This is a genomic window from Amycolatopsis nivea (assembly GCF_004522235.1).
Taxonomy (GTDB): Bacteria; Actinomycetota; Actinomycetes; order Mycobacteriales; family Pseudonocardiaceae; genus Amycolatopsis; species Amycolatopsis nivea.
In genome coordinates, this window is record NZ_SDLT01000015.1 from 31,775 (window position 1) to 45,177 (window position 13,403).

The window sequence follows — 13,403 nt, forward strand, 5'->3', positions numbered from 1 at the left end:
ACAGGTTCTAGCTTACCGCCGGGGCCCGGTACGACACCACAACGAGACCGGCGGGGTGGAGGTGACGGGTGCGGATCGACTACACGCCGCGGCAGCGGGAACTGGCCGCTGAGCTGCGGGAGTACTTCGCCGAACTGATGACCCCGGCGCGACGGGAAAGCCTCGCCGCGCCCGGCGGCGAGTACGGCGACGGCTTGGCGTACAAGGAAATCGTGCGGCAGCTCGGCAAGGACGGGTGGCTCGCGCTGGGCTGGCCGCGCGAGTACGGCGGCCAGGACCGCAGCATGCTCGACCAGCTGATCTTCACCGACGAGGCGGCCGTCGCCGGGGTGCCGGTGCCCTTCCTGACGGTGAACACGATCGGCCCCACGATCATGCGGTTCGGCACCCCGGACCAGAAGGCGTTCTACCTGCCGAAGATCGCCGCCGGCGAACTGCATTTCGCGATCGGCTACTCCGAACCGGGCGCGGGCACGGACCTCGCGTCGCTGCGCACGCGGGCGACCCGCGACGGCGACGAGTACGTGGTCAACGGGCAGAAGATGTGGACCAGCCTGATCGAGTACGCCGACTACGTGTGGCTCGCCGCGCGCACCGATCCGGAGGCGCGCAAGCACAAGGGCCTGTCGATCCTGATCGTGCCGACCTCCGCGCCGGGGTTCTCCTGGACGAAGGTGCACACCGTCGCCGGCCCGGGCACCAGCGCCACCTACTACGACGACATCCGCGTGCCGGTCACGTCGCGGGTCGCCGAGGAGAACGCGGGCTGGCCGCTGATCACCAACCAGCTCAACCACGAACGCGTCGCGCTGACCTCGGCCGCGCCGGTGCGGAAAGCGCTGGCCGACGTCGTGGAATGGGCGCGCGCGGAGTCGCTGACTGACCGCGAGTGGGTCCGGACGCATCTCGCGCGCGTGCACGCCTGCGCGGAGTATTTGAAGCTGCGGAACTGGAAAATCGCCTGGGCCGCCGCGGCCAGCGAGCTCGGCCCGGCGGAGGCGTCGGCGACCAAGGTGTACGGCACCGAGATGGCGATCGAGGCGTACCGGCTGCTGATGGAGGTGGTCGGCGCGGCCGCTGTGGTGCGCGACGGCTCCCCCGGCGCGGTGCTCGCGGGACGGCTGGAACGGCTGCACCGCTCGGCGTTGATCCTCACTTTCGGCGGCGGCACCAACGAGGTGCAGCGCGACATCGTCGCCGCCACCGCCCTCGGCCAGCCCGTGACCCGTTAATAACCCGACCAAAAGTAGGCCGACCCCCCGCACGGCACGTAACCGTTGCCACGAAAGCCATTCGGCCGTGGCTGTGGTCGGGTTATTAACAGTCTGCACAGTAAGGAGTTCTCACGGTGGACTTCTCTCTCACCGAAGCACAAACCGACCTCGCCGCACTGACCCGGCGCATTCTCGCCGACCAGGTCACCGCGGAATCGCTGGGCCCGCACGGATCCGGCGGTTTCGAGGCTCCACTGTGGACTACCCTGGCCCGCTCCGGCGTCCTCGACGCGGCCCTGCCCGCGACGGTGGGCGGCGGCGGTTTCGGCTTGCTGGAACAGTGTTCAGTCCTGATCGAGATCGGCCGCGCGGTCGCTCCGGTCCCCTATCTGTCGTCCGTCGTCCAGGCTGGCTCGGTGCTCACCGATCCATTGCTGGCTGAGCGCTGGCTGCTGCCGGTTTCGCGCGGTAAAGCCGTGCTCGCGGTCGCTTTGGGCGGTTCGTTCGTCGCTTCAGACGGACGCCTCACCGGTACGCAGACCGCGGTCCCCTTCGCAGCCTTCGCAGACGCCTTACTCGTCGAAGCCAACGACGGCGTGTACATCGTCGAGAAGGACGCTGTCGGGGTCTCGATCGAAGCGCAGTCCACCACGGACCACGCCGACGCGGCTTTGGTGACGCTGTCCGACACCCCCGGGATCGCTCTCGGTGACGTCGGCGAGCAACTGCGCCTTCGCGGCACTCTCGGCGCTTGCGCGCAGCAGTTGGGCGTCTTGGAACGCGCGCTCGAACTGACAGCTGCGTACACGCGTGAGCGCAAGCAGTTCGACAAGGTGCTGGGCAGCTTCCAAGCCGTCCGACATCGTCTCGCCGACGCGTACATCGACGTCGAAGCCGTACGGCTGACGCTGTGGCAGGCAGCCTGGAAACTCTCCGAAGGCCTCCCCGCCGCCGCTGACGTGGCCACCGCGAAGTTCTGGGCTGCCGAAGCCGGACACCGCGTCGCGCATACCGCAGTGCACCTGCACGGCGGCGTCGGCATCGACGTCGAGCACCCCGTGCATCGCTACTTCGCCGCCGCGAAGCGCCTGGAGTTCACCAGCGGCGGCGCAACAGAGCAACTGCTGGGTCTCGGCGAACTGGTGGTCAGTCCACCGGCGTGATGTGCCGCAGCCGACGCGGTCCGGTATCCGGCCGCGTCGGCGGTGCGCCCACCACCAACCGCGCGTTGGCGACAAACGCCCCGTCCGGCGACGCGAGGATCGGGTCCAACGCCAACGACCGCACCTCCGGGTTGTCCTCCGCGAGCGCCGCGACGCGCAACACCATGTCCTGCAACGCCGCGAGGTCCGCAGGCTCGTCCCCGCGATACCCGGTCAACAAGGGCGACGTACGCGGCTCGCGGATCAGCGTCGCCGCGTCAACGTCCGTCAACGGCACAGCCCGGTACGCACGGTCTCCGAGCAGCGTGCTGACCAATCCCGACAGCCCGAACGAAACCAGCGTGCCGAACGACGGGTCGTCCTGCAGCCCAATGGCGCACGACAGCCCCTTCGGTGCCATCTGTTGCACGTACACGTCTTCGTCGCCAGACACCGCACACAGGTCTCGGTACGCGACACGTACGGACTCTTCGGACATCAGGTCAAGCCGTACGCCAGCGAAGTCCGGCCGCCCGCGCAACCGCTCATCGACGGCTTTCAGCGTGACCGGATACCCCAGCTCCGCCGCCGCGGCCACTGCCTTGCTTTCGCTGGCCGCCACCCGGAACGGCACCACGTCCACGCCGTAACAGCTGAGCAGCCGCACCACATCGTCGTCGGAGAGCAGCGTCGAACTGCCGTCCTCCGGCAGCAACTCGCGCACGATCTCCTGCGCCTGCTCCACGTGCAGACCGCTAGGCCGCACCAACGTCCCCTGCGGCCGCTGCCGCCACGCGGCGTACCGCACGACGCGCGCCAACGCGTTCACCGCACGCTCCGGACTCGAGTACGACGGAATCGACCCACGCGTCGGCACCCCGTCGTCCGAAAGCACCGCCAACTCGTGCGGCACGCCTTCCGCGGCGAGGAACGTCGAGACGATCGGCTTCGACTGCTTCACCTCCGACACCGCTTCGCGCAACGCTCGCGCGTACGCGGCCCCAGGAATCGCCACCGGCGGCGCGAACACCGCGATCAACGCGTCGGTGTCCGGCGAATCCAACGCCTCCCGCACCGCCGTCGCGAACTCGTCGGGCCCAGCCTGCGGCCCGATGTCCACCGGATCGAACGCGAGCCGCAGCCCCTCCGCACGGGCGGTGTCGGCGGCCAGCAACCCGATCGCACTGGAGTTCCCGACAATCCCGATCCGCGGCCCCGCCGGCAACGGCTGATGCGCGAACACGAGCGCCGTGTCGAACAGCTGCGCCAACGACTCCACGCGCACGACGCCAGCCTGCTCGAACAACGCCTGCACACTGGCTTCGTCGACCTCCGCCGACGTCGCCGCGAGCTGCGGCCGCACCGCATGCCGCCCCGACTTCACCGCGACGATCGGCTTCGACCGCGCCAACCTGCGCGCCAGCCGCGCGAACTTGCGCGGGTTGCCGAACGATTCCAGATACAGCAACACCAAATCGGTATCCGGATCGGTTTCCCAGTACTGCAGCAAGTCGTTGCCGGACACATCCGCCCGGTTGCCCGCCGACACGAACGTCGACAACCCGAGCCCACGCGATCCCGCGTCGGCCAGAATCGCCGTCCCCAACGCCCCCGACTGGCAGAAGAACCCGGTCCGCCCCCGCTTCGGCAACCGCGGCGCAAGGGTCGCATTGAGCCGCACGTCCTTCGCGGTATTCAGCACGCCCAGCGCATTCGGCCCGACCACGCGCATCCCGTGCGCCCGAGCCTCGCCGACCAGCCGCAACTCCGCGTGCAACCCCAGCGGCCCCGACTCCGCGAACCCGCCGGACACGATCACGAGCGTCTTGACGCCCTTGGCCAAACAAGCGTCCAGCACGGACTCGACGGCCTCCGCCGGAACCGCCACCAACGCCAGATCCACCGGATCCGGAATGTCCAGCACCGACGGATACGCCCGCACCCCGCGCACCGACCGATGCTCCGGATTGACCGGATACACCGCCCCCGCGAAGTCGGCCGCGAGCATGTTCGCGAACGCGACATGCCCGACCTTGGTGGGATCGGCGGACGCCCCGATCACCGCCACCGTGTTCGGATGAAGCAGATTGTGCACACTCCGCGCCTCGGCGGCCTGCTCCCGCGACCGCGCGACCGCGAGCGACTCCTCCGTCGGATCGATGTCGAACTCGAGATGCAGCACGCCTTCCTCGATCGCACGGCTGACCTGGTAACCCGCGTCGCGGAACACGCGCACCATCGCCGCGTTCTCGCTCAACACCTCGGCGACAAACCGCCGCAACCCGCACTCCGATGCCGCGGCGGCGAGATGCTCCAGCAGAATCGACCCGAGCCCGCGCCCCTGATGCTTGTCGTCGACAACGAACGCGACCTCCGCCGAGGGCCCGTGATCGAGCCGCTCGTAACGCCCCACCGCGACCACGTCGTCCCCGAGCAAGGCCACAAACGCGACCCGATCGTGGTGGTCCACAGTGGAAAACCGCTCCAGATCCCGCGGCGGGATGCGAGGATAGGCACCGAAATACCGGAAATACCGGGTGCGGTCGGAGAGCCTGCTGTGCAGGGCCACGAGCCCGTCAGCGTCGCTCGGCACGACGGGTCGCAAGTGGACAGTGCCACCGTCGGAGAGGACTACGTCGGCTTCCCAATCGCGGGGGTAGTCGTAGGGATCACGCTTCCCATCGGGGGCGGAGCTTTGCGTCTCTCCCGACGGGCCGCCCGCCGTGTCCGGTTTCGGTGGCTCTCCCGACGCGCTGCTCGCGTCCGGCCTCGCTGCCGCAGACTCTCCAGGTGCTGCCTTGCCTTCTGCCGCAACGGAATCAGGCCGTTCCGATGCCGCGCCACCCGCAGCCGGGTCCGCGCCGGACTCGCCCCGGGCAGGTCCGCCCGGCGAACCGCTGTCTCCGTGCCCGCCCTCCGCAGCCGATGCAGCCGCTCCGGCCGGCGTCCCGGCTGCACTGGGCCCGCCCGCGGCGTAGCGGATGTCGCGTCCGGAAGTGGGCGCACCAGTTCCGCCGGGCTCCCCGGCCACGTTGGCCCCGCCAGCCGCGTGACGAGCGTCCCGTCCAGAAGAGCCCCCGGGAGTCGGAGCATCAGTTCCGCCGGACTCCGGCGTTCCGGCCGCGCCGGGCCCGCCCGCCGCGTAACGAGCGTCGCTCCCAGGGTTCGGAGCATCGGTTCCGCCGGGGCCGCTCATCGGATGAGTATCGGGAGCGGGGTCGCCCGGGCCGGGGTTGCCGGGGCCGGGGCGGCGAGGTTGGTCGGGCATGGTCAGTCCCTCGGATCGTCCGGGTCGAGGCCGTGCAGCGGGAAGATCGCGCGGCGGGTGTCGCGGATCGCGATGTCCACCGGGTCGTCCGCGTCGTCGCCCCACGGTTTGAAGGCGGTGTCCTTGCCGTCGGTCATCGCGGCGGGGAGGTCGGCGGCCGGGGCGGCGCGGCGGACCGTCGAGACCCAGCCGGGCGGCAGCGGCGTTTCCGGCGGGACGTCGCGGTCCAGCACTGTCGCCATCAGGTGCGTCCACGAGCGCGGCACGACGCGGATCAGCTGGTATCCCCCGCCGCCGACGGCGAGCCAGCGGCCGTTCGCGTAGCGTTCGGCCAGGTCGCGCAGCGTGGAGTAGATGGTGCGGTGGCCGTCGACCGACAGGGACATGTCGGCCATGGGGTCTTCCTCGTGCGAGTCCACCCCGCACTGGGTGACGAGCAGCTGCGGCTGGAACTCCTGCAGCACAGCCGGAACCACCGCGTCGAACGCCCGCAGCCACCCGGGGTCCTGCGTGTGCGGCGGCAGCGGGACATTCACCGCGGTCCCCGCTGCCTTGCCCTTGCCGACCTCGGCGGAGTAGCCGGTGCCGGGCCAGAGCGTGAACGGGTGCTGGTGCATCGAAACGGTGAGGACGCGCGGGTCGTCGTAGAACGCGGCCTGGACACCGTCGCCGTGGTGCACGTCGGTGTCGACGTACGCGATGCGGTCGAAGCCGTGGTCGAGCAGCCACGAGATGGCGATCGCGCAGTCGTTGTAAATGCAGAAGCCGGACGCGTGATCGCGCATCGCGTGGTGCAGCCCGCCCGCGATGTTGACCGCCCGCCGCACCTCGCCGTCGGCGATCTTGCGCGCGGCGAGCAGCGTCGAGCCGACGACCAGCGCGGTCGCGTCGTGCATCCCGGGGAACACGGGATTGTCGTCGGTGCCGAGCCCGTGCCCGACGTCCCACCCGACATCCGGCGCTTCCCGCACGGCGGCCAGGTACTCGGGTGCGTGCACGCGGAGCAGTTCCTCGTCGCCCGCGGCGGTGGGCACGAGCAGTTCGACGCCGTCGAGCACGCCCAGCTCAGTAGCGAGCCGCACGGTGAGGTCGAGCCGGACGGGGTTGAACGGATGCTGCCCGCCCAGGTCGTACTTCAGCAGCGACGGATCCCAGACAACTGCAGGCGACGACATGCTTCGCACTGTACTTCCCCGCCACGCCCCGAGCCGGGTTTCGCGGCGGGGCAGGACTCACCCGCGCGTCACTCCGCATCGCCTCCCCGAGTTACGCAGCAAGACAGCCTCGGCTGCGCGTCATGCCCTAAGCCGGATTTCGCGGCCAGGCAGGTTTCAGCCGCGCGTCCAGACGACGCCGCGTGCTTCGTATTCGAGCATCTCCTCCAGCCCGGCCGCCGCGTCGGAGCCGAGTTCTCGTTTCACCAGCCACAGGGCCAGGTCCAGCCCGCTCGTGATGCCACCCGAGGTGACCACGTCTCCGTCGTCGACCACGCGGGCTTTCTTGAGCACGCCGCCCTGCTGAACGAGCGTGTCGACCGCGCCGTGGTGTGTCGTGCACGGGCGGCCGCGCACCAGTCCGGCCGCGCCGAGCAGCAGGGTGCCAGTGCAGAGCGACGCGAGCGTCAGCCCTTTGCGCGGCGCGGCCGCGAGCGCGTCTGGCAGCACCTTGCGGTCGATCTCCGCCCAGATGCCCGGGCCTTTCCGCTTCCCGTAACCGCCGCCCGGCACGACGATGACGTCGGCGTCCTGCGGTGACCAGCCGCGCTCGACCTCGACCTTCGTCCCGTACGCCGCGCGCACGACGCCCGGCCCGTCCACGCGCACGTATGACACGTCCGTGCCGCGCTTCGCGTGCATGCCCGCTGCGGAGAACACCTCGTACGGACCGGCGAAGTCCTGCTCCTCGACGCCGTCGAACAGCACGACCTGGACCCGCAACGGTCGACGCTCGGCCGTTGCCCCGGTCGTCGCCGCAGCCTCGGCCGGCAACGCAGCCATCGCCGCTCCGGCTGCCGCCGACCCGCGCAGGAATGTTCTCCGCTCCATGAACGCCGCCTCTCGCCTGGAAAAGCCTTCCGGACGAGAAGTCGGTGCACGGCGCGGAAAGTTCCGGCGGAGTCAGCCGCGTTCTGGACCGGTGGCCGCGGGACGCTCCGGATCGCGCGACCAGTGCGACCACGACCCCGCGTACAGCGCGGCCGGCTCCGGATGCCCGGCGACCTCCAGCGCGAGCACCACCGACGACGCCGTGACGCCCGAACCGCAGTAGGCGCCGACCGGGACCCCGTCGGCCAAGCCCAGCGACGCGAACCGCTCGGCAAGCTCGGACGGCGACTTCCAACGCCCGTCCGCACCGGCGTGCTCGGACGACGGCGCGCTGACCGCACCGGGGATGTGCCCGGCACGCGGGTCGACGGGCTCGGTATCGCCGGTGTAGCGGACGTGCGCCCGCGCGTCGAACAGCACGCCTTCGCGAGCGAGCGCCGCCGCGTCGTCCGCCGACAGGACCGGCATCGCGCCCGGCCGGACCTCGATGTCGCCCGGCTCCGGCGAAGGCACTTCGGTCGTCACTTCCCGCCCCTCGGCCAGCCACGCTGCGTAACCGCCGTCGAGCACCGCGACCTCCGGATGGCCGACCCAGCGCAGCAGCCACCAGGCGCGCGCGGCGACCGAACCGTCGGCGTCGTCGTAGACGACCACCGGACGCCCGGCCCGGACCCCGGCTTTCCGCAGCTCACGCTGCAGCACCGCCGGATCGGGCAGCGGGTGGCGGCCGCCCTCGCCGGGCGGCGCGGCCAGCGCCGTGTCGAGGTCGGCGAACACCGCCCCGGGCACGTGTCCCTCCTGGTAAGACTCGGCTCCCGGCGGTCCGCCGAGCCGCCAGCGGACGTCCAGCACGACAGGACGGTCTCGGTCGGGGAACGCGGCGAGCTCAGCGGGCGAAATCAACGGTCGCATGCCCCCATCCTGCTGGTCCGGACGCGGTTCGCGCATCAGGGCAGGACTTTTCGCCGGGGCCGGGCCGTTACGCCGAGGCGGGCCGTCGCTGTCGGGGCCAACGACTACGATGAGCTACGCGGACGAAGGGGACAGCGTGAACGATCTCATCGACACCACCGAGATGTACCTGCGTACCATCTACGAGCTCGAAGAGGAAGGTGTCGTCCCGCTGCGGGCCCGGATCGCGGAGCGCCTGCAGCAGAGCGGGCCCACCGTGAGCCAGACCGTGGCCAGGATGGAGCGCGACGGGCTGGTCGTCGTCGCGGACGACCGGCACCTGCAGCTCACCGACCACGGCCACGACCTCGCCGTCGCGGTCATGCGCAAGCACCGGCTCGCCGAGCGCCTCCTCGTCGACGTCATCGGGCTCGAGTGGGAGCACGTGCACAACGAGGCGTGCCGCTGGGAGCACGTGATGAGCGAGGCCGTCGAGCGCAAGCTGGTGAAGCTGCTCGACCACCCGACCACGTCGCCGTACGGCAACCCGATCCCCGGCCTCGACAAGCTCGGCGACGGCGATCCCGCGCCGCGCGCCGAGGACGGCCTGGTGCGCCTCGACGAGTTCGCCCGCACCGGCGGCGGCGAGGTGGAGATCCGCCGCATCGCCGAGCACGTGCAGCTGGACGAGTCGCTGCTCACCGAGCTGCGGACGGTCGGGATCGTGCCCGGCGGCCTCGTCACGGTCGGCAAGGCCGTCGGCGGCAGCGTCACCGTCGAGGTCAAGGGCACCGAAACCACGGCTCAGGTGTCCACCGCGGCGCTGCACGCCGTGCTGGCGCTCGCCAAGTGACCCCGGCTGCCGACGCGGCGCGCGCGTTCCAGGAAGTCCACGGGCGGGCCCCGGCAGGCGTGTGGTCCGCGCCCGGCCGGGTGAACCTGATCGGCGAGCACACCGACTACAACGACGGTTTCGTGCTGCCCTTCGCCCTCCCGCACCGGCTGGCCGCGGCCGCGGCCCCGCGCGAGGACGGCAAGCTCCGGGTCGCCACCCTCGGCGACGACGGGCAGCTGCAGCACTCCGGGCCGCACGACATCGCCGCGCTCGAACCGGGTTCGGTCGACGGATGGGCCGCGTACCCCGCCGGGGTGGCGTGGGTGCTGCGCGACCAGGGCTACGCGGGCGGCGCCGACCTGGTCATCGCGGGCGACGTGCCGTCCGGGGCGGGGCTTTCCTCCTCTCACGCGCTGGAATGCGCGGTTTCGCTGGCCCTGCTGGGCGTGGCCGGGGTGGAACTCGAAGACGGCGGAGCGGGCACTCCCGCACGACCCGAGATCGCGCGCTGGGTGCAGCGGTCGGAAAACGACTTCGTCGGCGCGCCCACCGGGCTGCTCGACCAGACGGCGTCGCTGTGCTGCGAGGAGTCGCGGGTGCTGTTCCTCGACGTCCGCTCGGGCGAGATGGAGCAGGTGCCGTTCCCGCTCGGCGAGGCCGGGCTCCGGGTGCTGATCATGGACACCCGCACCAAGCACTCCCACACCGACGGCGGCTACGGCGCACGGCGGAGCGGAACCGAGCGCGCGGCGGAACTGCTCGGCGTGAAGGCCCTGCGCGACGTCGCGCTCGACGGGCTCGACGAGGCCCTCGCGCAGCTTCCCGAGGACCTGGTTCCGCTGGTGCGCCACGTGGTCACCGAGAATCAGCGGGTGCTCGACGTGGTCGCGTTGCTGCGCGAGAAGAAGCTCGCCGAGATCGGGCCGCACCTCGACGCCTCGCACGTGAGCATGCGCGACGACTACCGCATCTCGACGCCGGAACTGGACCTCGTGGTCGATTCGGCCCGCTCGGCCGGTGCGCTGGGCGCACGGATGACCGGGGGCGGGTTCGGCGGCTCGGCGATCGCGCTGGTCCGCGACGAGGATCTGGACGGAGTGCGCACCGCGGTCGAAACCGCCTGCGAGCAGGCCGGGTTCCGCCGCCCGCGGATGTTCACGGCGGTGCCGTCGCGCGGCGCGGGCCGCGACGAAACCTGATTTCCGGAGCAACCCCCGGAGGGTCCGTCGCGTCGCTCTGAGGGGAGACTGTGCCGCAGAGTCGCCACCCCTCAGCAGAAAGGCCTTGACGTGACGGACCAGCAAAGCCCCCTGAAGCTCATCGTGACGGGCGGCGCGGGGTACGTGGGCAGCGTGTGCGCCGCCCGCCTCATCGAAGCGGGTCACCAGGTCACCGTCGTGGACGACCTGTCGACCGGGCACGCGGACGCGGTGCACCCGCAGGCGCGCTTCGTCGAGGGCGACGCCGCCGAGGTCGCCGCGGACCTGCTCGGCGAAGGTTTCGACGGCGTGCTGCACTTCGCCGCGAAGTCGCTGGTGGGCGAGTCGATGGCCGACCCGGCGAAGTACTGGGAAGGCAACGTGGTGACGTCGCTGCGGCTGCTGGAGGCGATGAAGAAGCACGGCACGCCGCGCCTGGTGTTCTCCTCCACTGCGGCGACCTACGGCGAGCCCGACGTGTCGCCGATCCCGGAAACGGCCCCGACGCAGCCGACCAACACCTACGGCGCGTCGAAGCTCGCCATCGACCACGCGATCACCAGCTTCGCCCGCGCCCACGGCCTCGCCGCGGTCAGCCTGCGCTACTTCAACGTCGCCGGCGCGTACGGCGCGTTCGGCGAACGGCACACCACCGAAACCCATCTCATCCCTCTCGTCCTCCAGGTCGCGACCGGCGACCGCGAGCACATCTCCATCTACGGCGACGACTACCCGACGCCGGACAAAACGGCCGTCCGCGACTACATCCACGTGGTCGACCTCGCCGACGCCCACCTCCTCGCCCTGCGCCACGCCGTCGGCGGCGAGCACCGCATCTACAACCTCGGCAGCGGCACCGGGTTCTCGGTGCTGGAGGTCGTGGAAGCCTGCCGCCGGGTCACCGGGCACGCGATCCCCGCCGTGGTGGCCCCGCGCCGCGCCGGCGACCCGTCGGTGCTGGTCGCGTCGAGCGACAAGGCCAACGGCGAACTCGGGTGGACGCCCAAGCTGACGGACCTGGACGGGATCGTGTCGGACGCTTGGCAGTTCACTCAGTCGCGTCAGTCCTGACGGCGGTTTCCGGCCGCTGCGGGCCGGGTGTGCTTTTCGGTGCGGGGCGGGGATTCGGAGGGATCCCCGCCCCGGCATCGTTGCGGCGAGCATTGTTCGGGCACACCGACGCCGGACGCCGAAAGTCCACTTAGGACTCACCGGTGCCACGGCAACGGTGGGTGACGCGGACGGAATTCGGCTCGCCCGCTTCCATCACGGGCCGCAAGGTTCCGCACCGCGCGTAACGGGCCAGGCGGAATCCGCCGCGGGTGGCGGAGTTCGGATCCATGCGACCGCTGGTCCGCGCGATGGAGTGCCAAACGGAAGACGACTCAAGCGCTTTCACCGGGCATGGTGAGGTTTCGCCTGCATCCGACCGCCGCCCCGCACCGCGCGCAACGAGCACCACGCAGTCCGGCTCGACCGAAGCCATTCCGGCGCACTGCCAGGAAGCCTCATCCCGTCACCGTGGCGGTCAAACCATGGCTCACCGCGGCTGGCGAGGAAATCGGGCTCCGGCAACCGTCATCTCATCCCCCTCGGCGGCCCCGATCTTCGCCCCTGGCCAGGATCCTCGGCGCTCCCCGGCTCCGGCGGCGGGGTCAGACCGAGATCAGCCGCCGTGCTGAAGTCGGCTAGGCCGGTCAGTTTCGCTGGGTCCGTGCCGATGTTCCAGGCAGTCTGCAGCAGTTGCGCCACCAAATGCTCCGGATCGGCTTCCACGGCGTTCGCCAGTGCCATCCCGGCTAGTGCGCCTTCCCCGCACATCAAGGCGGTATAGCCGAGATGCAGTGCGGCTTCGGCTCGGTGCGGCGGGGGCAGTTCGCGGACCAGCGTCAGCCATACCTCCTCCACCTCGCGGGTCAGCGACGTGTGCGGCGGGACCGCGAGGGCCATGCAGGCGTCGCGGATCGGGGTGAGCATCAGCGCGTGGGCGAGCCGCACCGCTTGGTCGTCGTCGGGAGGGCCTTCGCCGTGGCGTTGGCGGAGGAATGCGGCGCGGAGTTCGGTTACCGCGGCGTCCAGGACGTCGCTCGCTGACATGTCCGGGCCGCACAACGGTTCTGGGGACGCCGCCAGCAAGTCGGCGCGACGGGCGATCGCTTCCGGGGAGCGGGGTTCCAGCACCGCGGCCAGTTCTTCGCGGCTGCGGAAGACGACGAAGCCAGCCTCGGTGGTCGCGGCGGCGAGGACGGTTTCCTGCGGATCTGGCAGCACACCGCCGCAGTCCGGGTCCCGGTAGCACAACCATGGCGCGCCGGGTTCGATCTCGGGGGTCCACAGTGCGTGGAACAGGCGAAGGTTGTGCCGTGCCAGGCCGCGTTCCAGTTCGGCTGCGAGTGTCTGGTGGGGTGGGCCGTTTTCGTCTGCTGAACCGCCGACGATGACGGCGGTGACACCGTTGTGCTCGGGGTCGTCGAAGCGTGGGATCAGCGCATCCGCTTGCTGTGCTTGGAGTTCTCGCGGCGGGAGGTCGGCGCGCACCATCAGACCGATCGTCGTGCCGGGGACGCGGTGGCCGAGCAGCACAAGGGAATCAGCGGGACGGAAACCGAGGAGGTACGGGAGCGAGGCGATGAGGTCGGCCGGGTTGCTGAGGGTGGCCCGGGAGAGGCCGGGCGGCGTCGAGGTGGTCACGCCTCCACTCTGCGCCGCGCACAAGCGAATCGGGGCTGGCAAAGCAAATCTGTGGACCGCAGCAGGCAGTTGTGGACAACCAGGTCCCAAGCGAGGAGGACCGAGGGAAATTGTCGGT

The 13,403-nt window shown here is 70.7% G+C and carries 10 protein-coding genes; 5 read left to right on the top strand and 5 right to left on the bottom strand.

Translation table 11 applies throughout. The features are described 5' to 3' along the window. Nucleotides 1-68 precede the first annotated feature (68 nt). Nucleotides 69-1,232, top strand: coding sequence for an acyl-CoA dehydrogenase family protein (locus EIZ44_RS19230; protein ID WP_134730208.1), 1,164 nt, complete (start codon nt 69-71; stop codon nt 1,230-1,232). A gap of 116 nt (nt 1,233-1,348) precedes the next feature. Then, on the top strand, nt 1,349-2,377 hold the full coding sequence (locus tag EIZ44_RS19235; RefSeq protein WP_134668594.1) for an acyl-CoA dehydrogenase family protein: 1,029 nt from the start codon (nt 1,349-1,351) through the stop codon (nt 2,375-2,377). Here EIZ44_RS19235 and EIZ44_RS19240 read toward each other — a convergent pair. The 4 genes from EIZ44_RS19240 to EIZ44_RS19255 form a co-directional block, all read right to left on the bottom strand. Next, nucleotides 2,361-5,387 (bottom strand): bifunctional acetate--CoA ligase family protein/GNAT family N-acetyltransferase, encoded by a 3,027-nt coding sequence (locus tag EIZ44_RS19240; RefSeq protein ID WP_276323734.1) that lies wholly within the window; start codon nt 5,385-5,387, stop codon nt 2,361-2,363. The two genes, EIZ44_RS19235 and EIZ44_RS19240, sit on opposite strands and share 17 nt — an antisense overlap. Before the next feature lie 239 nt (nt 5,388-5,626). Next, nucleotides 5,627-6,799, bottom strand: a complete 1,173-nt coding sequence (locus tag EIZ44_RS19245) for an acetoin utilization protein AcuC (RefSeq protein ID WP_037809812.1) — start codon at nt 6,797-6,799, stop codon at nt 5,627-5,629. 156 nt (nt 6,800-6,955) lie between these two features. Further along, nucleotides 6,956-7,669 (bottom strand): DJ-1/PfpI family protein, encoded by a 714-nt coding sequence (locus tag EIZ44_RS19250; RefSeq protein WP_134730210.1) that lies wholly within the window; start codon nt 7,667-7,669, stop codon nt 6,956-6,958. Nucleotides 7,670-7,741: 72 nt separating this feature from the next. Next, entirely contained in the window at nt 7,742-8,581 is an 840-nt protein-coding gene (locus EIZ44_RS19255; RefSeq protein WP_134730212.1) for a sulfurtransferase, read from the bottom strand. A gap of 109 nt (nt 8,582-8,690) precedes the next feature. On the opposite strand from EIZ44_RS19255, the gene EIZ44_RS19260 reads away from it, so the two are divergent. The 3 genes from EIZ44_RS19260 (at nt 8,691) to galE (ending at nt 11,665) form a co-directional block, all read left to right on the top strand. Further along, nucleotides 8,691-9,413 (top strand): iron-dependent transcriptional repressor DtxR, encoded by a 723-nt coding sequence (locus tag EIZ44_RS19260; protein WP_078870312.1) that lies wholly within the window; start codon nt 8,691-8,693, stop codon nt 9,411-9,413. Continuing rightward, complete coding sequence (galK, locus tag EIZ44_RS19265; protein WP_134730214.1) at nt 9,410-10,594, top strand: galactokinase; 1,185 nt, start codon at nt 9,410-9,412, stop codon at nt 10,592-10,594. The genes EIZ44_RS19260 and galK overlap by 4 nt, the downstream gene beginning before the upstream one ends. Before the next feature lie 90 nt (nt 10,595-10,684). After that, on the top strand, nt 10,685-11,665 hold the full coding sequence (gene galE / locus EIZ44_RS19270; protein WP_134668602.1) for a UDP-glucose 4-epimerase GalE: 981 nt from the start codon (nt 10,685-10,687) through the stop codon (nt 11,663-11,665). 507 nt (nt 11,666-12,172) lie between these two features. On the opposite strand, the gene EIZ44_RS19275 is transcribed toward galE, so the two are convergent. Then, nucleotides 12,173-13,285, bottom strand: coding sequence for a DUF4192 domain-containing protein (locus EIZ44_RS19275; protein WP_134730216.1), 1,113 nt, complete (start codon nt 13,283-13,285; stop codon nt 12,173-12,175). Between the last annotated feature and the right edge of the window lie 118 nt (nt 13,286-13,403).